The organism is Streptomyces physcomitrii (assembly GCF_012273655.1).
In the GTDB taxonomy this organism is placed as follows: domain Bacteria; phylum Actinomycetota; class Actinomycetes; order Streptomycetales; family Streptomycetaceae; genus Streptomyces; species Streptomyces physcomitrii.
The window spans coordinates 19,882-40,409 of record NZ_JAAWWP010000021.1 but is presented as its reverse complement, the minus strand read 5'-3'; the positions used below and the strand labels follow the sequence as shown (position 1 = coordinate 40,409).

Here is a 20,528-nt window from a genome sequence, read left to right as displayed (position 1 = left end):
TCCCCTGCGGGAACTGCCGGAAGCCCTGAAACTGCCGGAACTTCCGTTGCCGACAAGGGCCTTGGCGCCGACACGGCCACTGCTTCCGCAACGACCCCTGCCTCCGCAACGACCTCTGCCTCCGCAACAACCCCTGCCGATGTCCGTGCGCTGCCGGGGCAGTTGGCCCGTACCCGGCGCTTCAGCCTCGGTGTCCCCGGCGACTTCACCCTCTCGCCGGACGGCGGCACGGTCTACTTCCTGCGCAGCCGGGCGGGCGACGACCCGGTCACCTGCCTCTGGTCCTTCGACTGCGCCTCGGGGCGCGAGCGCCTCCTCGTCGACCCGCGGACGCTGCTCGACGGCACCGAGGAGGAGCTGTCGGCGGAGGAGCGGGTACGGCGCGAACGGGCCCGCCAGACGGCCTCGGGCATCGTCGGCTTCGCCGCGGACCGGGACTGCGCCCTGTTCGCCTTCGCCCTCTCCGGCAGGCTGTGGACGTACCGCCCCGCCGGGGACACCGTCCGCGCTCTCGACACCCGCGGACCGGTACTCGACCCCCGCCCCGACCCCACCGGAACCCGAATCGCCTACGTCGCCGGGGGCGCCCTGCGGGTCGTCGACGCCGACGGCGGCAACGAGCGCGCCCTCGCCCGCCCCGAAGGGCCCGAGGTGGTCTACGGGCTGCCCGAACACGTCGCCGCCGAGTCCATGATGCGCCACCGCGGCTACTGGTGGGCGCCCGACGGGCAGCGCCTCCTGGTGGCACGGGTGGACACCTCGCCGGTGCGGCGCTGGTACATCGCGGACCCCGCCGACCCCTCCCGCGAACCGGTCTCCTTCCCGTACCCGGCCGCCGGGACCGCCAACGCCGACGTACGGCTGTGGCTGGTCGACGCGCGCGCGGGCGCCCTCGGCCCCGGGCAGCTCGGTCTCGGCCCGGAAGCCGTTCAAGTCGACTGGAACAGAAGAAAGTTCGAGTATCTGACCGCGGCGGACTGGGACGGTCACGGCCCCTGCGCCACCGTGCAGAGCCGCGACCAGTGTGAGCTGCGCGTACTCGCCGTCGACCCCGCGGACGGCACCACCGCCCCGCTCGCCGCGCTGGACGACTCCGCCTGGGTGGAACTCGTACCGGGCCTGCCCGCCCGAACCACCGCCGGAAAGTTGGTCACTTGGCGCGACGAGCACCCGGCCCCGCGCGACGAGCACCCGGCCCCGCGCTCCGAGCACCCGGCCCCGCGCGACGAGCATCCGGCCCCGGAGGCCGCGGCGGCCCCGGACGCCCCGGTGGTCAGCACCCGCCGCCTGGTCGTCGACGGCGAGGCCGTCACACCTCCGGGCCTCCAACTCACCGCCCTGCGCGGGGTGGAGGGCGAGTCCGTCCTCTTCACCGCCGCGTACGAACCGACCGAGACACACCTCTGGCTCTACGAACACGGCAGCGGGCTACGGCAGTTGAGCCCCGGACAGCCTGGCGTGTACGACGGCACCAGGCGCGCCGGCACCACCGTCCTCACCTCCCGGGTGCCGGACCGCCCCGGCACCCTGACCACGATCCACCGGGACGGAGACGTAGACGGAGAGGGAGCAGGAGAACGAGAACGAGAAGGACAGAGGCAGGGGCAGGGACAGGGGCGCGAGGAGGTGCACCGGCGCGGGGCGGAGCAGGCGTACGCGGGCGGCGGTCTCGCACCGCTCCGCACCCTCACCTCGCATGCCGAACTCCCCTCCCTGGAACCGCGGATGGAGCTGCTGACCCTCGGCCCGCGCGCCCTGCGCGCCGCGCTCTTCCTCCCCTCCTGGCACCGCCCGGGCGACGCGCCGCTGCCGGTGCTGATGGACCCGTACGGCGGTCCGGCGATGTGCAAGGTCCGCGCGGAGCAGACCTGGTGGACGTATGTCTCCCAGTGGTTCGCCGAACAGGGCTTCGCGGTACTGGCGGTGGACGGCCGCGGCACCCCGGGGCGCGGCCCCGCCTGGGAGCGGACCATCCACCACGACCTCACCACCCCGGTCCTCGACGACCAGGTGGCCGCGCTCACCGAGGCGGCCCGGCTGCGGCCCGCGCTCGACACCGGCCGGGTCGGCATCCGCGGCTGGTCCTTCGGCGGCTTCCTCGCCGCGCTCGCCGTGCTGCGCCGCCCCGACGTCTTCCACGCCGCCGTCGCCGGAGCCCCCGTCACCGACCAGCGCCTCTACGACACCCACTGGCGGGAACGCCACCTCGGCCACCCCGACCGGCACCCCGAGGTGTACGTGCACAACTCGCCCGTCCACGAGGCCGGTTCGCTCACCCGGCCGCTGCTGCTCGTCCACGGCCTCGCCGACGACAACGTCTTCGCCGCCCACACCCTGCGCCTGTCCGCCGCCCTCCTCGCGGCGGGCCGCCCCCACGAGGTCCTGCCCTTGCCCCGGGCCACCCACCTGCCCACCGACACGAAGGTCGCGGAGAATCTACTGGTGCACCAACTGGAGTTCCTGCGACGGCACTTGGGCGTCTGAGTGCGTATGGGGAGCGGACGCGGCCCGGCGAGGCCGGCGGCAGTGACGGCGAGGCGGGCGCGGCGACGGTGGTGAGGCGCGGCGACGGCGGTGAGGTGACCGCGACGGCCTCCGCTACAGTCCGCCCATGACCGACGACCAGCCGCGCCCGCACCCCGACCCCCACCTCCCCTTCGGGAACTTCTCCCAGGTCCGGAGCGCCCTGGAGGCCGCCGACACCCTCGCCGCCCCGGTCGCCGAGGCGCTGCGCACCTGGGAGTCGCGGGAGGCCGCCGAGTCGGTCCGCTACGTCGACACCGACCCCGGCAAGGCGGACACCGCCGTCTTCAGCGAGAGCTACGCGGTCCCCCTCGAAGCCTCCGCGAACTGCGTCGTGGTCGCCGCCAGACGCGGTGGAGAGACCACCCTCGCCGCCTGCCTCGCCCTCGCCCACACCCGGGTCGACGTCAACAGGACGGTCCGCAAGCACCTGGGCGCCCGCAAGGCCTCCTTCGCCGACATGGACACCGCCGTCTCCCGCACCGGTATGGAGTACGGCGGCATCACCCCCCTCGGCCTCCCCGCCGACTGGCCCCTGCTCGTCGACGCCGCGGTCGTCGCCGCCCCGTACGTCCTCGTCGGCAGCGGCAGCCGCCGCGGCAAACTCATCCTGCCGGGCAAGGCGATCGCCCAACTCCCGTACGTGGAAGTCCTGGAGGGGCTCGCCACGGCGGCCGGATGAAGCGCACCGGCCCCCACCCCGGCCGGCATCGCCGTCGACCCCGCGGCCTCCGCACACCGAACCGCGCCCCGTAAAGCCCCGTAAAGGAGTGGGGATCGGCGAACCCCTCCCGCTACCTTCGGCCGTATGGCTGACGAGTGTTACGGACATCCCCGCCTCGCCGCGGTCTACGACCCCCTCGACCCGGACCGCGGCGATCTCGACGCGTACCTGGGGATGGCGGCGGAGTTCGGGGCGCGCCGGGTGCTGGACATCGGCTGCGGCACCGGTGTCTTCGCGCTCCTGCTGGCCGACCGCGGGATCGAGGTCACCGGCGTCGACCCCGCCCGGGCCTCCCTGGACGTGGCCCGCGGCAAGCCGGGCAGCGAACGGGTGCGCTGGATCTGCGGCGAGGCGACGGAACTCCCGCCGCTGCGCGTCGACTTGGCCACCATGACGGCCAATGTCGCCCAGGCCATCACCGATCCCGCGACCTGGCGGGGCACCCTGCGAGGAGCCTACGAGGCACTCCGACCCGGCGGCCACCTGGTCTTCGAGACCCGGGACCCGGCCCGACGCGCCTGGGAGGAGTGGAATCGCGAGTCCTCGTACAGCGTGACGGAGATCCCGGGTGTCGGCACCGTGGAGAGCTGGCTGGAGACCACCGAGGTCGACCTGCCCCTGGTGGCCTTCCGTTCGACCTACGCCTTCGCCGCCGACGGCCGGGTCCTGACCTCGGACTCCACCCTGCGCTTCCGCGAACGGCACGAGATCGAGGCCGAGTTGACGGCCCAGGGATATGTGCTGGAGGACGTACGCGAGGCACCCGACCGCCCGGGCAGGGAGTTCGTCTTCGTCGCGCGGCGGCCGGACCCGGCGCCGGGGGAGAGGTAGGGAGCGCGGCGGTCCACGGCCGCCAGCCGGACGCGGACCGCCGCCTCGCGGAGGGTCAGAGCGCCGCGAGGTCCGCGAGCAACTCGGCGGCGGGCCGGGGGTGGACGAGCCAGCCCAGGTGACTCCCTTCGAGGGTCCGGACGTCGAAGGGGTTGTCCGGGGTGAGCGCGTCGGCTTCGCGGATCATGCGGTCCTGCACGGCGAGCGGCAGGCTTGCGTCGGCGGCCAGGCGCACATAGGTCCTCGGCACGCGGCCCCAACTCGCGGCCTGCGCCCGGTCGGCGGACGTACCGGCGTCGAGGTTCTCGTCGGGCTGGAAGGTGTTGAGGAAGACCCGGAACTCGTCGTCGGTGAGGTCGGCGGCGAAGGCGTCCTTGAACGCGGCGAGCGCGGCCGGGTCGGCGGTGCGGAAGTTGGTCCGGAGCAGACCGAGCGCTCCCGGGTCCCCGACGAGCGTGGCGGCGAAGGCCCCCGGGTCGACGCCCGCCATCTCCGGCTGGGTGTAGTAGTCGCCCACGGCCAGCTCGACGGGGCACCAGGCGGAGACGTAGACGATCCGGTCGATCAGCTCGGGCCGCACGTTGGCGACCGCGGTGGCCGTGACGCCGCCCCTGCTGTGGGCGACGAGGACGGTGGGCCCGTTCCGCTTGGCCCGTTCCAGGACGCCGATCACGCGGGCGGCGTTGTCGGCGAGCGTGACGCCCTTGATGCTCCCCGGCTCCGCGGCGAGGGCACCGAGATCCTGCGGAGCCTGGTAGGCCGCGGGGTAGGTGGCCTCGAATCCGTGCCCCGGAAGGTCGACCGCGGCCGAGCGGTGTCCGAGCAGGGCGAGCTCGGCCTGCAACGGCGCGAACGAGAACGAGTTCGCGAAGGCCCCATGGACAAAGACGAAGGTCGGCGCATTGTGCATGCCTCAGCCTCCAATAGGACGATCTGCGGGGCAAGGCGCTGGGGTCCGGCGGCTCGCGAGGAGATCGGCGGGCACAAGGTCACCGGCCCGCCGTTCTTCGCGGACCACACCACCAGGCGGACCAGATCACCAGGAGGAATCAGTGTCACACCCGCACCTGCTCACCCCCGAGGAGAAGCTCGCCGACGCGAAGAAGCGGCTGAGCCTCCCGCACATCGTCGTGATCTGCGGCTCCACCCGTTTCATGAGCGAGATGACCCAGGCCGACCTGCGAGAGACCAGAGTCGGAAGGATCGTCGTCAAGCCGGGGTACGACATGAAGTCGCCGGACGGACTCTCGTCCGATCCTGCCGAGGCCGAGGCGCTGAAGGCTCGACTCGACGATCTGCACCGAGCGAAGATCCGGCTCGCTGACGAGGCACTCGTAGTCGGCGACTACATCGGAGACAGCACCCGAGCCGAAATCGCCTACGCCCGGTCGCTGGGCAAGCCCGTGCGGTTCACGCACCCCGAAGTCGACCCTGACGCCTGACCGTTCGCTGCCACCTCGACGACCATGGCCGGCAGCCCATCGGCCTCCCGACGGCTGACCACCCCCAGCGCGCGATCTTGACCGTCGACACGCTCCACCAATGCCTCCACGACGGACACCCTGGCGGAGCCCACCGACACCGCCGCTTTCCGGTGGCCCGCGGAGCCCGCTCCGAGAGCACCTGCGCCAAGAGGCCGGACCCGGACCCGGATGACGACAGATGTCGTGGAAGGGAAGACGTCACCCGTCATGCCCAGGCTCCGGCCGCCGGAGTGACCCCGCACACTATTGCAAGCGGCTGCTTGCAATAGTTAGCGGTGGGCGGCACGCTGTTCGTATGGCTTCACTCAACGTCGGCGGGCTTGGTGAGTATCTGCGGGAGCAGCGGCGTACGGCGCAGCTGTCCCTGCGGCAGCTCGCCGATGCCGCCGGGGTGTCGAATCCGTACCTGAGCCAGATCGAGCGCGGGCTGCGGAAGCCGAGCGCGGATGTCTTGCAGCAGGTCGCCAAGGCGCTGCGGATCTCCGCCGAGACGCTGTACGTGCGGGCCGGGATCCTCGACGAGAAGGAGCGGGACGAGCTGGAGACGCGCGCCGTCATCCTGGCCGACCCCTCGCTCAACGAGCGCCAGAAGCAGGTTCTCCTCCAGATCTACGAATCCTTCCGGAAGGAGAACGGCAGCGGCGGGCCCGAGACCGCGGACCAGCCCCCGGACGAGGCGGCGGCCCAGGACCGTACCGACTCGGGTGCTCCGTCCGGCGCCGGTGCTCCGTCCGAAGCCGGGGTTCAGTCCGGCGCCGGACGGGCCGACGTAGAGGGAGAAGCAGAACCAGAAGCAGAAGGAGACGGAAGGGGCGGGGAGCGCGGATGAACAGCGCGCCCGGGTGGCCGCTCGCCTGAGGGCGGGCGCCGACCGCCCACCCACGACTACGCGCCACCGCCACACCGAAGAGATACGACGCACCACCCGTCACACCGAAGAGAACCGAAGCGAACCGAACCGAAGTGATCCGGGAGGACACCAGTCATGGCCATTGCCGACGACCTGCGTAAGACGTTCACCGACCCGAGGCCGTTCTACTTCGCGGCCGGTACCGCCGACCTCGCGCTGCAGCAGGCCAGGAAGGTGCCCGGACTGGTCGACCAGCTGGTCGCCGAGGCCCCCGCGCGCTTCGAGGCGGTCCGCGGTACCGACCCGAAGGCCGTGCAGGAGAAGGCCGCCACCCGGGCCAAGGAGGCGCAGGACACCCTCCAGGCCAAGGTCAACGAGCTGCTCGGCACCCTCGACTCCGACGTCAAGAAGCTCGGCGAGAGCGCCCAGGGCGCCGCGCTGCGCGGTGTCGGCGTGGCCTTCGAGTACGCGGTGAAGGCGCGCGAGGCCTACGAGAAGGTCGCCGAGCACGGCGAGCAGACCGTGCGCACCTGGCGCGGCGAGGCCGCCGAGGACCTCACCGAGATCGCGATCGTGGTCGAGCCGGAGTCGGTCAAGGTCGAGGACGAGAAGCCCGCGGCCAAGCCCGCCGGCGCCAAGTCCGCGACCTCGAAGCCCGCGACCTCGAAGCCCGTGACCTCGAAGCCCGCGGGCGCCAAGCCGGCCGCGAAGACCGCCAAGCCCGCGACCGGTACGGCTGCCAAGCCCGCCGCCTCCGGCACGGCCGCCTCCGGTACGAAGGCCGCCGCGTCTCCGACCCGCAAGACGGTCACGAAGAAGGCCACCCCGGCCACCACCTCCGCCCCGCGCAAGTCCGCGGCGAAGAAGTCCACGCCGCCCGCCAAGTGAGCAGGCCGGTGGTCATGGGCCGGGCACTTCCCGAGTGCCCGGCCCGTTGTCGGGGTAGCGGGGTGACATGGCGGGTTACCGTGTCCGCGTAGATATGACCCGAGTCTGGTGGTGGACGTTGTGCTGATGCAGGGGTTCGCGGGATTCATGTGGCTGCTGAGTACGGCCCTGATCCTCTTCAGCGGCTTCGCGCTGGTCGACGCCGCGATCCGCCGGGAAGACGCCTTCCGCGCGGCGGACAAGAAGACCAAGCCGTTCTGGCTGGTCATCCTCGCGCTCGCGTTCATCGTGAACTGGATCTTCGGCATCCTGTCGTTCCTGCCGATCATCGGGCTCATCGCGACCATCGTGTACATGGTGGATGTCCGTCCCGCGGTACGCGCCGTCTCGGGCGGTGGCGGCCGCCGCCGCGGCTCCAGCAGCGACGGGCCGTACGGGCCGTACAACGGCGGTCGCTGAGGCGCCCGCCCCGCTACCGGCTCACTCGAAGCCCGGAAGCCCGAAAGCCCGGGGCTCAGTGCCCCGCGCCTCCGCCGGAGCCGCGGTCCAGGAGGACCACCGCCACATCGTCGGTCAGGTCGCCGCCGTTGAGGTCGCGTACCTCGTTCACGGCGGACTCCAGCAGCTCCTCGCCCTCCAGGCCCGCCGCGAAGCTGCGGGCCACCAGCTCCACCATGCCGTCCTGGCCGAGGCGCTGCCGTCCCTCACCGACGCGGCCCTCGATCAGGCCGTCGGTGTAGAGCATCAGACTCCACCGGGCGCCGAGTTCCACCTGGCGGCGCGGCCAGCGGGCGCCGGGGAGCAGTCCGAGCGCGGGGCCGCCGTCCTCGTACGGCAGGAGCTGGGCGCGGTGGCCCGGCCGGGAGAGCAGCGGGGCCGGGTGTCCGGCCAGGCACAGGCCCGCGCGGCGACCGTCGGGGGCGATGTCGAGGGTGCACAGGGTGGCGAAGATCTCCTCGCTGGCCCGCTCGTGCTCCAGGACCTCCTGGAGGGTGGAGAGCAGCCGGTCGCCGCAGAGCCCGGCGAGGGTGAGCGCCCGCCAGGCGATGCGCAGCTCCACGCCGAGGGCGGCCTCGTCCGGGCCGTGCCCGCAGACGTCGCCGATCATCGCGTGCACGGTGCCGTCGGGGGTGCGTACCGCGTCGTAGAAGTCGCCGCCGAGCAGGGCGCGGGAGCGGCCGGGCCGGTAGTGCGCGGTGAAGCGGAGCGGGGAGCCCTGGAGCAGGGGAGTGGGCAGCAGTCCGCGTTCCAGGCGGGCGTTCTCCTCGGCGCGCAGCCGGGACTCGGTCAGCTGGCGCTGGGCGATGTCGGCGCGCTTGCGCTCCACGGCGTACCGGATGGCGCGGCTGAGCAGCCGCTCGTCGAGTTCCTCGCGGACGAGGTAGTCCTGCGCGCCGACCCGGACCGCCTCGGCGCCGCGTTCGGCGTCGCCCGAGGAGGTCAGCGCGAGCACCGCCTGCCGGGGCGCGAGCCGCAGCACGTGCTTGAGGGTGACCAGCTCCCCGGTGGTCTCCGCGGTGCGGCCCGCGGGGACGGGCAGGGCGAGGTCGAGGAGGATGCAGTGCACGTCCTCGGTGAGCAGGCGCTCCGCCTCGGTGAGGTTGCGGGCGGTGCGGACCCGGACCGGTCTGCCCTCGGCGTCGATCATCTCGGGGACGCCGAAGGAGCCCGCCGGGTCGTCGTCGATCAGCAGCAGCGTGAGTCCGCCGCCGGGGGCGGGCGGGGGTGCGGAGTCGGAGGGCGCCGGACCGCCTTCCGCGGCCGGGACCTGCCTCTGCCGCGGTACGGATGCGGTCATCGTCGGTTCCTTCCCTCCCCCCGAGGGCACGGCGGGCGCCAGTCGACGCGCTGCCGACGGGGACCATAGCGCCGCGCCGGGCCGCAAGGGAATGGCGTGGGGCAACCGGCCCCTGTCATATGCCCCTGCGAGCTGGGCAGTTGGCGCCCGCTTGGTCGGGGAAGGATGAGAAAGGTCACGTACGTGCCCCGCCGTCGCCTCCTGCGGGGCACGCCGCGTCAGTCGCCGCTGACCGTTTTGCCGTTCCATGGCGGGTATTTCGGCATCGGTCCTCCTGGCGGAGCCGTCCCGCCGCGGTCGTGCGCGCCGGTCACTTGTCCGGCCGTACGACCCCCAGGATCGACATCGAGCCCGCGCCCGCGACGGTCACATGCCGCCCCGGCCGGGGCGCGTGGATGATGGAGCCGCCGCCTATGTACATGCCGACATGGCTGGCGTCGTCGTGGTAGATGATCAGGTCGCCGGGGCGCATCTCGCGGATGTCGATCCGGGGGAGGCGGCGCCACTGCTCCTGCGAGGTGCGCGGGATGGTGCGGCCCGCGGAGAGCCAGGCCTGTGAGGTCAGGCCCGAGCAGTCGTACGTCGTGGGGCCCTCGGCGCCCCATTCGTAGGGCTTGCCGAGCTGCTCGCTCGCGTAGGCGACCGCCTTCCTGCCCGCGGCGCTGGCCTTGCCCTTGATCTCGTCGAGTATCCCGGAGTCGAGCCAGGCGGCCTGGGCCTTGGACTGGGCGGCCTTCTCCAGGGCCTGGAGCCGGGCCCGCTCCTCCTTCTCCAGGCGGGATTCGACCTTCTCGGCCTCGGCGATCCGCTTCTTGATCTTCTTCTTGGCCGCCGCCTTCGTCTTGCGGTTGGCCTCCAGCTTCTTCCACTGCGCCGAGGCGTCCTCGGCGTACTGGCGCAAGTCCTCCTGGGTGCGGGTGAGTTCGCCGAGGAGGCCCTTGGTGGCCTGCTGGCCCTGGCGGGCGCGGTCGGTGCCGTCCAGGAAGCTGCGCGGGTCCTCGCTCAGCATCAGCTTCGCCTCGGGCGGCAGGCCCCCGCCGCGGTACTGGGCGCGGGCCGCGGCGCCCGCCTTCTTCTGGAGCCCGTCGAGCTTGGTCTGCCCGTCCACGATGCGCTTGGCCAGCGCCACGAGCTGCCGCGACTGCCGGTCGGCCTTCTCCTCGGCCGCGTTGTACGCCTCGGTGGCCACCCCGGCGTCGTGGTAGAGCTTGTCGAGCCGCTTGCGGACCTCGTCCAGGTCGGAGGACCCGGCGGTCCGCCCCGCCCCGTCCGGCTGAGCGCCCCCGTCCGCCCCGCCCGGCTGGCCGGTTTCCGATGGCCGCGGTGTGGGTCTCCCCGGCGCCGCCTCGGCCACCGCCGGCACGGCGAGCACGGTGATCGTGCAGACCAGGGCCATGGCAGCCCAGGTCGACCTCTGCTTCCCCGTCACGATCGAGCCCCCTATCCGGCTACTGCCGGGACTGTGTCGCCATCTGATTTACCGTCAGTAACTTCTCCCCGCTTACGGGATGGTGCCACGACTCGCGCTTCTGCGACAGAGCCTCGGTCCCGTCCCGTTCGCCTCTCGAACTGATCGACGATCCTGCCCCGCAGATCGTTCCACTGTCACCCAAAAGGGTGGGCAGGCACGGCTGGTGAGCCCTCGGGCTCCCCTCCGCGACCCCTTCGCCCGGCGCCCGTACGCCCCTCGTACGGACCCGGCGGGGCGTCAACTCCGCGCCGCGCCCGCTCAGTTGCGCGGGGCCAGCGCCTCCCACCGCACCGTGACCTCGCCCTGCCGCCACCGCCGCGGACCGTCGACAACCGGCCAGTCCGCCGCGAGGTCCCGTACCGCGCGGATCCACCGCTGCCGCGCCCCGTAGGAGGCGAAGGGCGCCGCCGCGGCCCAGGCGCGGTCGAAGTCGCGGAGGAAGGCGTGCACCGGCTCGCCCGGCACATTGCGGTGGATGAGCGCCTTCGGCAGCCGTTCCGCGAGGTCGGAGGGGCGGTCGAGGGAGGCGAGCCGGGTCGCGAAGGTCACCGTGCGCGGACCCTCCGGGCCGAGCGCCACCCAGACGTGCCGCCGCCCGATCTCGTCGCAGGTCCCCTCCACGAGCAGCCCGCCCGGGTCCCCGCCCGCCGCGTCCGCGGGCGCCAGCCGCGCGCAGAGCCGCGCCCACGCCCCGGCGACCTGCTCCTCCTCGTACTGCCGCAGCACGTTCGCCGCCCTGATCAGCTGCGGCCGCCCGGGCACCGGCACCTCGAAGCCGCCCCGCCGGAAGTCCAGCCCCGGCCGCAGGTACCGCGCGGCGGCGGCCACCCGCGCCGGTTCGATCTCCACCCCGACGACCCGGGTGCGCGGCGCGGCCCCCCGCAGCCGGACGAGGAGTTCCACGGCGGTCCAGGGCGCGGCCCCGTAGCCGAGGTCCACGGCGAGGGGCTCGGCGGCGCGGCGCAGCACCGGTCCGTGCACCGCGGCGATCCAGCGGTCCATGCGGCGCAGCCGGTTCGGGTGGGTGGTCCCGCGCGTCACCGTGCCCACGGGCCTGGGCGGGGGAGTGCGGGCTGCCATGCGTACGAGGGTAGGCGGGCGCGGCGGGCGCTCTCCCGCCGCCGGGTCCCGGAGGCCGCACCCCACCCCTTGTCCCTGACCTGCGCACTCCCCCCGAGGTTGAGAGCGCGAAGGTAAGGATTGAGCAAAGCGGAAATGTGTTGCTCCTTTGTGTTGTTCCTGCACCGGAGGCCTCTGACCTCCACGCAGCCGTGCCCGCCCAGTCCTGGCGCGGGAGCGGCGGTGAGCCCGACGCGAGGAGGAAGCCACGTGAGCCAGTACGGGAGCAGGCTCCGTTCTCCCGGGGGCGCCCGGCTCCGCCTGCACCGCAAGCCGCGCCGGGTCGCGATGCTCAGCGTGCACACCTCACCGCTGCACCAGCCCGGCACCGGCGACGCGGGCGGCATGAACGTCTACATCGTCGAGCTGGCCAAGCGCCTGGCCGAACTCACCGTCGAGGTGGAGATCTTCACCCGCGCCACCACCGGCGGGCTGCCCCCGGTCGTCGAGCTGGCGCCCGGCGTCCTCGTCCGCCACGTGGACGCGGGCCCCTACGAGGGCCTGGCCAAGGAGGAGCTGCCCGCCCAGCTCTGCGCCTTCACCCACGGGGCGATGCAGGCCTGGGCCGACCACCGGCCCGGCCACTACGACCTGGTGCACTCCCACTACTGGCTCTCCGGGCACGTGGGCTGGCTGGCCGCCGAGCGCTGGGGCGTCCCGCTCGTGCACGCCATGCACACCATGGCCAAGGTCAAGAACGCCTCCCTCGCCGAGGGCGACCGCCCCGAGCCGGCCGCCCGCGTCATCGGCGAGACGCAGATAGTGCGCGCCGCCGACCGCCTCATCGCCAACACCGCCGAGGAGTCCGCCGAGCTGATCCGGCACTACGAGGCCGACCCCGCCAAGGTCGCCGTCGTCCACCCCGGCGTCAACCTCGACCGCTTCCGGCCCGTGCCGCGGGGCGCGGCCGCCTTCGGCGCGGCCCCGGCCGGATCGCCGCGGGCCGCCGCCCGCGCCCGGCTCGGCCTCCCGCAGGACGCCTTCATCCCCCTCTTCGCGGGCCGCATCCAGCCGCTGAAGGCCCCCGACATCCTGCTGCGCGCGGTCTCCCTCCTCCTGGAGCGCGAACCGGGACTGCGGTCCCGGATGGTCGTGCCGGTGGTCGGCGGCCCGAGCGGCAGCGGCCTTGCCAAGCCCGAGCGCCTGCAGAAGCTCGCCGCCCGCCTCGGCATCGCCGATGTGGTCCGCTTCCGGCCGCCGGTTGGGCAGGAGCAGCTCGCCGAGTGGTTCCGCGCCGCCTCGGTCCTGGTCATGCCCTCCTACAGCGAGTCCTTCGGCCTGGTCGCCATCGAGGCGCAGGCCGCGGGCACCCCGGTGGTCGCCGCCCGGGTCGGCGGGCTGCCGGTGGCGGTGCGCGACGGCTCCACCGGCTTCCTCGTCGACGGCCACGACCCCGCCGACTACGCCGAGGCGCTGCGCCGCTTCGCCGACACCCACCGGCCGGGTCCGGACGCGCCGGGCAGCCTCACCGCCGAGATGGGCGCCCGCGCCGCCCGGCACGCGGAGAACTTCGGCTGGGCCGCCTCCGCCGCCGCCACCGCCGAGGTGTACACCGAGGCCATGCAGGAACACCGCCGTCGCGTACGCTCGCACCATGGCTGAGAAGACGGCTGGAAAGACGGCTGGGAACACGAGCGAAGCCGAGCAGGCGCAGGTCATCGAGCAGGTGCTCACCGAGGCCGACCTCGAATGGGAGTCCCCGGAGCCCGGCAGCTACGTCGTCAAGCTCCCCGGCACCCGCAAGCTCTCCACCACCGTCTCGCTCCGCCTCGGCCGCCACTCCCTCTCCCTCAACGCCTTCGTCATCCGCCACCCGGACGAGAACGAGGCGGGCGTCCACCGCTGGCTCCTGGAGCGCAACCTCAAGCTGTACGGGGTGAGTTACGCGGTCGACAAGCTCGGCGACATCTACCTGGTGGGCAAGCTGCCCCGGGCCGCCGTCACCCCCGAGGAGATCGACCGCCTCCTCGGCTCGGTCCTGGAGGCCGCCGACGGCAGCTTCAACACCCTCCTCGAACTCGGCTTCGCCTCCGCCATCCGCCGCGAGTACGAGTGGCGGGTCTCCCGCGGCGAGTCCACCCGCAACCTGGACGCCTTCGCCCAGCTCCTGGAGAAGTCGGGGACGGCACAGGAGGCCGGAGGGCCGGAGGACCCGTCCTGACCTGAGCCCCGGCCGGAGTCCCGGAGCCGCCGCCCCTGCGTCTCTCAGCGGCGCCGGGTCTGCGCGTCAGTGCGGCCCGGTGTCTCGGTGCGGCCCGGTATCTCCGTGCGGCCCGGTATGCGGACGAGCCGCAGGAAGCCCCGGCCCCGTACGGTCCTGGCGGTGGGGAACTTCCGTGCCGGGGACGGTGGTTGCGGCGCCGCGGTCTTCTGGGTGCTGAAGACGTAGCGGGTGCCGTCCTCGTCCGCGGCCCAGAAGACGTAGGGCTCGCCGAGGGTCAAGTAGCCCAGGGCCCAGGTGTGTTCGTCCCGGTCGGCCGTCCACGCCCGTACCGGATGGGCGTACGGGGCGGCCAGCTGGTCCGCCACGTCCTGGGCGCGCCGCAGCAGCCAGCGCAGGGCCGACTGCGGTGAGTCGCCGCGGTGTTCGCCCAGCAGGACCTGGGGGCGGCGGAGCGTGTGCGCGACCAGCCGGGCACTGTACGCACCGGGTCCCGCGCTCCGTACGGGAAGCTCGCGCGTCGGCGGTGTCACGGGGCGGCCACCTCCGGCAGCACCAGGCTCGCCCAGACGGTCTTGCCGACGCCGAGCCGCGGTGCGACACCCCACGCGTCGGCCAGGGCGTTCACCAGGGCCAGGCCCCGGCCGGACTCGTCCTGTGGCCCCGCGTTCCTGAGCTGGGGCTTCTCGTCACTCGCATCGGCGACTTCGAGCCGAAGCTCCTTGCCGCTCAGCTCGAAGCGGACCCGGATCTCGCGGCCGGGAGCCGTCTTCGCGGCCATCGCGTTGGTCACCAGTTCGGAGAGCAACAGGACTGCGGTGTCCGCGACTTCACCCTCCACCCGCCACAGCGCGAGCTGGCGCCGCAGGGCCTGGCGGGCGCGGCCGACATTCGGACGCCGCCGCGGGTACTGGAACGCGACAGCGTCGGCGGGGGTGGGTGTGGACACGGCTGTTCCGGGCATGGCTCGACCTCTCGGGCGCGGAAGATGGTGATACGCACGCAGCGCGGTTTGCCCGATTCAACGGGCGTTACAGAGAGTGCGTCAGCCAATACGAGCCAAGTGACACATCTTGTGTCACCGCATCGTCAGACGGCGCCGATCCATTCGGCGAAGGTCGTGAGTGACTGTGCCTCAGCGCGCTTGAGCCTGCGCAGAGTTCCCGCATCCTCCCGGGCCCATCGATGTTCGCGGGTGTGCTGCGGCGCGATCTGCCGCGCGGTCTTCAACGACTCGAACGCGTCATCTGCAAGTCCGGCCCAGAGCTGTGCCCTGGCCAATTCGATATAGAACCCGGACCGGCGCTCGGCGGGCATCGAGAGGGGCGGCGTCCATCTGCGTGCTACGTCGAGAGCACGCTGTACGTGGTCACGGCCGAGACTCACGGCAACGGACACCTCGTGGATGTGCACGGAATCAGGGCCGAACGCCGTTCCCGCGTACACGCCTTCACGAACCCGCTGTGCCAACCGTCCGGCTTCAGCAAGGTGTGTACGGGCGGCGTCGGCAGCGTCAGCCCGACCTGCGATCACAGCGGCCCGCATGTGCAAAGCACCCCTGGCGGCGACTGAAGACGCGTCGCGTGGTGGCGGGACAGCATCGATCGCCCGCTCAAGGGCCACAAGCCCAGGTCTATGGGCGCGGGCGACGAAGAACGTCTCTGTGCGGACGTAGGCGACGGAAGCACTGACGATCGGGCTCTCCGCATGAGGTGCTGCCCAGCGCATGAGCTCGATGAGCCGAGCAGAGAGATCGTGTGCTCCGAACTTGAAGGCGACTGCGTCAGCGGATCGGTATGCCGAGACCAGGAGTTCGGCCAGTTCAGCTCGGTGCTCAGGGCGGGCATCGTGGAACGCGCACGCCAACTCGGTCAACAAGGGCGGAAGTTGGCGTGCGATTTGCAAGTACTGAGACGACAGGCGCCAGTTCGCCGCTGACCACACCTTTTCCTGGAGTACTTTCAGGGGCCGTACTGGGCAGTCCCCTGGCAGATCGTAGGCAGCGATGGCCGATGACATCACGGGTAGCGCGTCTCTTACCCGGCTGTCCACATTGAGGCGACCGGAGACCAGCCGTGAGGGATCCACGCGAAGGGCGGCGGCGATGGCGTCGAGGGTGTCATCGCTCGGGAAGCGTTTCCCCTGCTCGATCTTGCGGAGCATGCTCGGGGAAATGTGCGCAGCACGGGCGAGTTCATCCTGAGTGAGGCGCCGGGCACGGCGAGTAGCGGCGATGCGGCGGCCTACGGCACGCATGGCGTCGGCGGGCATGGCGGCACAGTACTGCCCTTTAGGACTCCACGAGCGCCACAAGGTCCAGGAGGCTGTCGATCCTCCAGTCCGCGGCGGCCACGACGTCCGGCTCGTCGGCCCACAGGTGGCCCCAGGGGCCCCGCCGCAGATGCGCGGTGCGCAGCCCGGCCCGCTTCGCGGGGAACACGTCGTTCTGAGGGTGGTCTCCGACGTACACCACCTGCTCGGGTGGCGCTTCGGAGACTTCGCGTACCCGTCGGAAGAAGTCCGCTCCCGGCTTCGCCAGCCCCCACTCGCCGGACGTGGCGATCAGGTCCGCGGGCAGATCGAGGGCGCGCAGCAGTGCGCCCGCCTTGACCGTCTGGTTGCCCGCGATCACCACGCGGATGCCCTTCTCGCGCAGCGCTCCGAGGGCGGGGCGCACGTCCTCGTAGACGTCCGTCTCGTCCAGGTACTCGCCGCGTCCGGCCTCTTCGCGCGCCTGGTAGGCGGCTTCGATGTCGATGCCTGGCCGGATGAGCCGCAATGCCTCCGCGTTGTCCCGGCCTTGGACCACCACGGCACCGACGAGCGCGGACACGGTGTGCCGAGGTACATCGAGCCAGTCCGCCCAAGAACCCCAGTAGCGGTCGTCCCTGGTGAGCGTCTCGCCCACGTCGCATACGACGGTCCTGATCACGTCGGCATGCTACGTGTTCCTTGCGCTACCGAAGCCTCAGACCGATTCGGTGGGCGACGGCGGCGAGGTCTGCGGTCCGGGCGGGGACGGTGCCTCCGGGTCGGCGACCGGTGCGGCCCCGACGGGGACATGGGGGACGGCCGTCGCCCCCGCGTCCTCGGGGTCCTCTGTGTCCTCTGCGTCCTCCAGGCCCCGCATGAGCAGCCCGTACCCGACCGCTCCCGCGGTGCCGATGACCGCGCAGCCGACCCAGAGCCAGTCGGCGCCGAAGCGGTCGATGACGAGGCCCGAGGCGAGCGGGGCGACCAGGGCGGCCACCGACCAGGACATCACGTAGACACCCTGGTAGCGCCCGCGTCCCTCGGTAGGGGAGAGGCGTACCACCACGCCGGTCTGGGTCGGGGCGTTGACGATCTCGGCCAGCGTCCACACGCAGACCGTCAGCGCGAAGGTGCCGACCGACCCGGCGAAGGCGGTCAGCCCGAAGCCGTACCCCGCGATCAGCGAGGACACCAGGAGCAGCCGCCCGGGGTCGCGGTGCTCGATGAAGCGGGTCACCGGGATCTGCAGGACGACGATGAGCACGCCGTTGACGGCGATGGCCAGACCGTAGTCGGCCGGGGTGAAGCCTGCCTCGCCCATCGCCACCGGAAGCCCGACATAACCCTGCTGGAACACCAGCGCAAGCAGGAAGGCCAGCCCGACGACGGCCATGAAGCGCCCGTCCCGCAGCACGCTCGCCAGGTTCACCGCGGCGGGCTCGGACTTCTCGGCCCCGGCGCTCCCGGTCGTCTTCTTCACCGCCTCGACGACCGGGCGGGACTCCGGGATGCGGCTCCAGGTCAGCACCGCGCAGATCAGCGTCATGCCCGCCTCGATGAGGAAGGCGGCGTGGTAACTGACCTCGGCGATGAAACCGGCCCCGGCCGAGGAGACCGCGAAACCCAGGTTCAGCGCCCAGTAGTTGAGGGAGAAGGCGCGCACCCGGTCCTTCGGCGGCACGATGTCCGCCATCATCGCCTGGATCGGCGGGCGCGAGCCGTTCGTCGCCATGCCGACGCAGAAGGCGAGGACCGCGATCGCCACCGGATGCGTCATGAAGCCGAGCACGGCGACGCTGACGGCCGTCGACAGCTGCGCGATCATCAGCGTCGGACGGCGGCCGATCCGGTCGGCGAGCACACCCCCGACAATCGAGGAGATCACCCCGCCGAGGCCGTAGAGGGCGGCCACCAGACCCGCGTACGAGGCAGAGAAGCCGCGCTCCAGGGTGAGGTACAGGGCCAGGAAGGTCACCACGAAGGAGCCGAGCCGGTTCACCAGCGTGTTCGTCCACAGCCACCAGAACTCCCGCGGCAGACCGCCGGTGCTCGCTCTGACCGAAGCCCGCAGACCTGCGAATGCCATCAGGTGTCCCCCTGTCACTCCCCGACGCCACACTGCCCCGGCGTCCCCACCCCCCTGGCCGGTGGCGCGAAGGACTCCCGCCCGGCCGCCGCAGTAGGCGGCACCAGCGGCAGGCACACCCTACGAAGCCGCCCGCCGGTGCGCCATCCCATTGGTGGGTCCTGTCGGCGTGACGGGAGTTGTCTCTCTGTGGGGGGCGGCGTCTGCCTGCGGGGGGCGGTGTCTTTCTGCGGGGGTCGGCGTCTGCCTGCCGGGGTCGTCGACCGGCCGGGCCCGTCTCTCTCCTGGGCCCGTCGCTCTGCCGGGGTCGGCGGCCGGCCGGCCGGCCGGCCGGGCGGCGGGCGCGGGCCGGGGTGGGCCCGCGCACCCGCCGGAAGGGGTCGATTAGTCTCGGACGCATGGCCGACGCACCGTACAAGCTGATCCTGCTCCGCCACGGCGAGAGCGAGTGGAACGCAAAGAACCTGTTCACCGGCTGGGTGGACGTCAACCTCACCGAGAAGGGCGAGAAGGAGGCGGTCCGCGGCGGTGAGCTGCTCAAGGACGCCGGCCTGCTCCCCGACGTCCTGCACACCTCCCTCCAGAAGCGCGCCATCCGCACCGCGCAGCTCGCCCTGGACTCCGCCGACCGCCTCTGGATCCCGGTCCGCCGCTCCTGGCGCCTGAACGAGCGCCATTACGGTGCCCTCCAGGGCAAGGACAAGGCCCAGACCCTCGCGGAATTCGGCGAGGAGCAGTTCATGCTCTGGCGCCGCTCCTACGACACCCCGCCGCCCCCGCTGGCCGACGGCGCCGAATTCTCCCAGAGCGACGACCCCCGCTACGCGACCATCCCGCCGGAGCTGCGCCCCCGCACCGAGTGCCTCCAGGACGTCGTCCAGCGCATGCTCCCGTACTGGTACGACGGCATCGTCCCCGACCTCCTCACCGGCGGCACGGTCCTGGTCGCCGCCCACGGCAACTCCCTGCGCGCCCTGGTCAAGCACCTCGACAACATCTCCGACGCCGACATCGCGGGCCTCAACATCCCCACCGGCATCCCCCTCTTCTACGAACTCGACACCGCCTTCAACCCGGTCAACCCGGGGGGGACTTACCTCGACCCGACCGCGGCCGCGGCGGCGATCGAGGCGGTGAAGAACCAGGGGAAGAAGAAGTAGACCGCGTTGACCAAGCCCCCTACCAGCGGATAATCCGCAGGCAGGGGGCTTGTTGTTGTGTTGGGGATCGTCCCTGGGCCGTCATGTGTGGCGACGCCAGCGGCCGATGCGGATGTCAAGGCCGCCCGCTCCGCTCCCCGCGCGCGGCCCGACTCCCGGCCGGGCCTGCGCTCCTGTCTCCGACTCGCTCCAGCCCGGCCGTTGCCCGCGCCGCGCCCTACGGCAATCAGCCGCCAGACCTCAGAGAAGGAGTACGTCGCGGCTGGGGCGGTCGGTTCGACGGTTTTACGGAGCCACTTTGGCGCGAACCTCGAAAATCATGGCCCCAACGTCATGCTTTACCGGGCAGGCCCAGAGACTGAGCCCTTTCCAACCTGGCCATCAGCGTCGCTGACCATGGCCGGCGGACTGTCCGGCCGCCGTGACCGACTACGAATCCGCTGGGCACGACCTTGCTGCGGATCGGTGCGCACAGCTATCAGTAGCCCGTTGACCAGCACAGACACGAGGTTGGAGACGGCTCAAGGGATTGCCTAACGAACATCTCCATTGGTCAGGAGCCGTCGGATGATGCCACGAACGGTGGTAATAATCCCGGCTAATGTCGCACGTTCGGGGCCAGTGAAGCTGGTGTCGTCAGCGAGCTGTGTGAAGATCTGGGCAGCGCGATCCTGGTACCCCTCTACCTCGGCCAGTGCCTCAGCTGCCCACCTGCGGATGAAGCCGTCGAGGGTGGTGTCGTTGGCGAGGGCGATCAGGCGATCGGCACCTGCGTCCCGGTACCCCTCCACCCCGGCCAGTCCCCGAGCTGCCTGCGCGCGGATGAAGCCGTCGAGGGTGGTGTCGTTGGCGAGGGCGATCAGGCGATCGGCACCTGCGTCCCGGTACCCCTCCACCCCGGCCAGTCCCCGAGCTGCCTGCGCGCGGATGACGCCGTAGATGGTGGTGTCGTCGGCGAGGGCGATCAGGCGATCGGCACCTGCGTCCCGGTACCCCTCCACCCCGGCCAGTCCCTCAGCTGCCTGCGCGCGGATGACGCCGTAGAGGATGGTGTCGTCGGCGAGGGCGATCAGGCGATCGGCACCTGCGTCCCGGTACCCCTCCACCCCGGCCAGTCCCCGAGCTGCCTGCGCGCGGATGAAGCCGTCGAGGGTGGTGTCGTCGGCGAGGGCGATCAGGC

At 72.1% G+C, this 20,528-nt stretch carries 20 protein-coding genes; 10 read left to right on the top strand and 10 right to left on the bottom strand.

Annotation, left to right across the window (positions count from 1 at the left end; genetic code table 11):
• Nucleotides 1–162 precede the first annotated feature (162 nt).
• The 3 genes from HFV08_RS31215 to HFV08_RS26355 all read left to right on the top strand — a co-directional run bounded on the left by HFV08_RS31215 (nt 163) and on the right by HFV08_RS26355 (nt 4,078).
• Nucleotides 163–2,484 (top strand): S9 family peptidase, encoded by a 2,322-nt coding sequence (locus HFV08_RS31215; RefSeq protein WP_246342078.1) that lies wholly within the window; start codon nt 163–165, stop codon nt 2,482–2,484.
• A 127-nt stretch (nt 2,485–2,611) separates the two neighbouring features.
• Nucleotides 2,612–3,205: a YbaK/EbsC family protein gene (locus HFV08_RS26360; protein ID WP_168542961.1), complete on the top strand. Its 594-nt coding sequence runs from the start codon at nt 2,612–2,614 to the stop codon at nt 3,203–3,205.
• 126 nt (nt 3,206–3,331) lie between these two features.
• Nucleotides 3,332–4,078 carry a class I SAM-dependent methyltransferase gene (locus HFV08_RS26355; RefSeq protein ID WP_168542960.1) on the top strand — a complete coding sequence of 249 codons (747 nt, stop codon included), beginning with the start codon at nt 3,332–3,334 and terminating at the stop codon, nt 4,076–4,078.
• Nucleotides 4,079–4,133: 55 nt separating this feature from the next.
• On the opposite strand, the gene HFV08_RS26350 is transcribed toward HFV08_RS26355, so the two are convergent.
• On the bottom strand, nt 4,134–4,988 hold the full coding sequence (locus HFV08_RS26350; RefSeq protein WP_168542959.1) for an alpha/beta fold hydrolase: 855 nt from the start codon (nt 4,986–4,988) through the stop codon (nt 4,134–4,136).
• A gap of 142 nt (nt 4,989–5,130) precedes the next feature.
• Between HFV08_RS26350 and HFV08_RS26345 the strand changes: the two genes are divergently transcribed.
• The 4 genes from HFV08_RS26345 (at nt 5,131) to HFV08_RS26330 (ending at nt 7,759) form a co-directional block, all read left to right on the top strand.
• A complete protein-coding gene (locus HFV08_RS26345) occupies nt 5,131–5,520 on the top strand; it encodes a hypothetical protein (RefSeq protein WP_168542958.1) in 390 nt (129 codons plus the stop codon).
• 337 nt (nt 5,521–5,857) lie between these two features.
• Entirely contained in the window at nt 5,858–6,391 is a 534-nt protein-coding gene (locus HFV08_RS31905) for a helix-turn-helix domain-containing protein (RefSeq protein ID WP_246342076.1), read from the top strand.
• 156 nt (nt 6,392–6,547) lie between these two features.
• Nucleotides 6,548–7,300, top strand: coding sequence for a hypothetical protein (locus tag HFV08_RS26335; RefSeq protein WP_168542957.1), 753 nt, complete (start codon nt 6,548–6,550; stop codon nt 7,298–7,300).
• Nucleotides 7,301–7,426: 126 nt separating this feature from the next.
• On the top strand, nt 7,427–7,759 hold the full coding sequence (locus tag HFV08_RS26330) for a DUF2516 family protein (protein WP_078845457.1): 333 nt from the start codon (nt 7,427–7,429) through the stop codon (nt 7,757–7,759).
• Nucleotides 7,760–7,814: 55 nt separating this feature from the next.
• On the opposite strand, the gene HFV08_RS26325 is transcribed toward HFV08_RS26330, so the two are convergent.
• From HFV08_RS26325 to HFV08_RS26315, 3 genes are all read right to left on the bottom strand, one after another.
• Nucleotides 7,815–9,098, bottom strand: a complete 1,284-nt coding sequence (locus tag HFV08_RS26325) for a PP2C family protein-serine/threonine phosphatase (protein WP_168542956.1) — start codon at nt 9,096–9,098, stop codon at nt 7,815–7,817.
• Between the two features lie 310 nt (nt 9,099–9,408).
• Nucleotides 9,409–10,530: an NlpC/P60 family protein gene (locus tag HFV08_RS26320; RefSeq protein WP_312885840.1), complete on the bottom strand. Its 1,122-nt coding sequence runs from the start codon at nt 10,528–10,530 to the stop codon at nt 9,409–9,411.
• Nucleotides 10,531–10,827: 297 nt separating this feature from the next.
• Nucleotides 10,828–11,649 carry a class I SAM-dependent methyltransferase gene (locus HFV08_RS26315; protein WP_210430806.1) on the bottom strand — a complete coding sequence of 274 codons (822 nt, stop codon included), beginning with the start codon at nt 11,647–11,649 and terminating at the stop codon, nt 10,828–10,830.
• 249 nt (nt 11,650–11,898) lie between these two features.
• Here HFV08_RS26315 and mshA point away from each other — a divergent pair, with 249 nt between their 5' ends.
• On the top strand, nt 11,899–13,290 hold the full coding sequence (mshA, locus tag HFV08_RS26310; RefSeq protein WP_168542955.1) for a D-inositol-3-phosphate glycosyltransferase: 1,392 nt from the start codon (nt 11,899–11,901) through the stop codon (nt 13,288–13,290).
• Nucleotides 13,283–13,849, top strand: coding sequence for a type III secretion system chaperone family protein (locus HFV08_RS26305; protein WP_168542954.1), 567 nt, complete (start codon nt 13,283–13,285; stop codon nt 13,847–13,849). Before mshA ends, HFV08_RS26305 begins: the two co-directional genes overlap by 8 nt.
• A 44-nt stretch (nt 13,850–13,893) precedes the next feature.
• Here HFV08_RS26305 and HFV08_RS26300 read toward each other — a convergent pair whose 3' ends face one another.
• From HFV08_RS26300 to HFV08_RS26280, 5 genes are all read right to left on the bottom strand, one after another.
• A complete protein-coding gene (locus HFV08_RS26300; protein WP_168542953.1) occupies nt 13,894–14,382 on the bottom strand; it encodes a hypothetical protein in 489 nt (162 codons plus the stop codon).
• Nucleotides 14,379–14,798 carry an ATP-binding protein gene (locus tag HFV08_RS26295; protein WP_312885831.1) on the bottom strand — a complete coding sequence of 140 codons (420 nt, stop codon included), beginning with the start codon at nt 14,796–14,798 and terminating at the stop codon, nt 14,379–14,381. Before HFV08_RS26295 ends, HFV08_RS26300 begins: the two co-directional genes overlap by 4 nt.
• Before the next feature lie 140 nt (nt 14,799–14,938).
• On the bottom strand, nt 14,939–16,120 hold the full coding sequence (locus HFV08_RS26290; RefSeq protein WP_168542951.1) for a helix-turn-helix domain-containing protein: 1,182 nt from the start codon (nt 16,118–16,120) through the stop codon (nt 14,939–14,941).
• A 19-nt stretch (nt 16,121–16,139) separates the two neighbouring features.
• Complete coding sequence (locus HFV08_RS26285) at nt 16,140–16,781, bottom strand: HAD family hydrolase (protein ID WP_168542950.1); 642 nt, start codon at nt 16,779–16,781, stop codon at nt 16,140–16,142.
• Nucleotides 16,782–16,817: 36 nt separating this feature from the next.
• On the bottom strand, nt 16,818–18,188 hold the full coding sequence (locus tag HFV08_RS26280; RefSeq protein ID WP_168542949.1) for an MDR family MFS transporter: 1,371 nt from the start codon (nt 18,186–18,188) through the stop codon (nt 16,818–16,820).
• A gap of 398 nt (nt 18,189–18,586) precedes the next feature.
• Here HFV08_RS26280 and HFV08_RS26275 point away from each other — a divergent pair, with 398 nt between their 5' ends.
• Nucleotides 18,587–19,348 (top strand): phosphoglyceromutase, encoded by a 762-nt coding sequence (locus HFV08_RS26275; protein ID WP_168542948.1) that lies wholly within the window; start codon nt 18,587–18,589, stop codon nt 19,346–19,348.
• A 533-nt stretch (nt 19,349–19,881) separates the two neighbouring features.
• Here the strand turns inward: HFV08_RS26275 and HFV08_RS31210 are convergent.
• The coding region (locus HFV08_RS31210) for a hypothetical protein (protein ID WP_376770726.1) at nt 19,882–20,528 on the bottom strand (647 nt) is incomplete at its 5' end.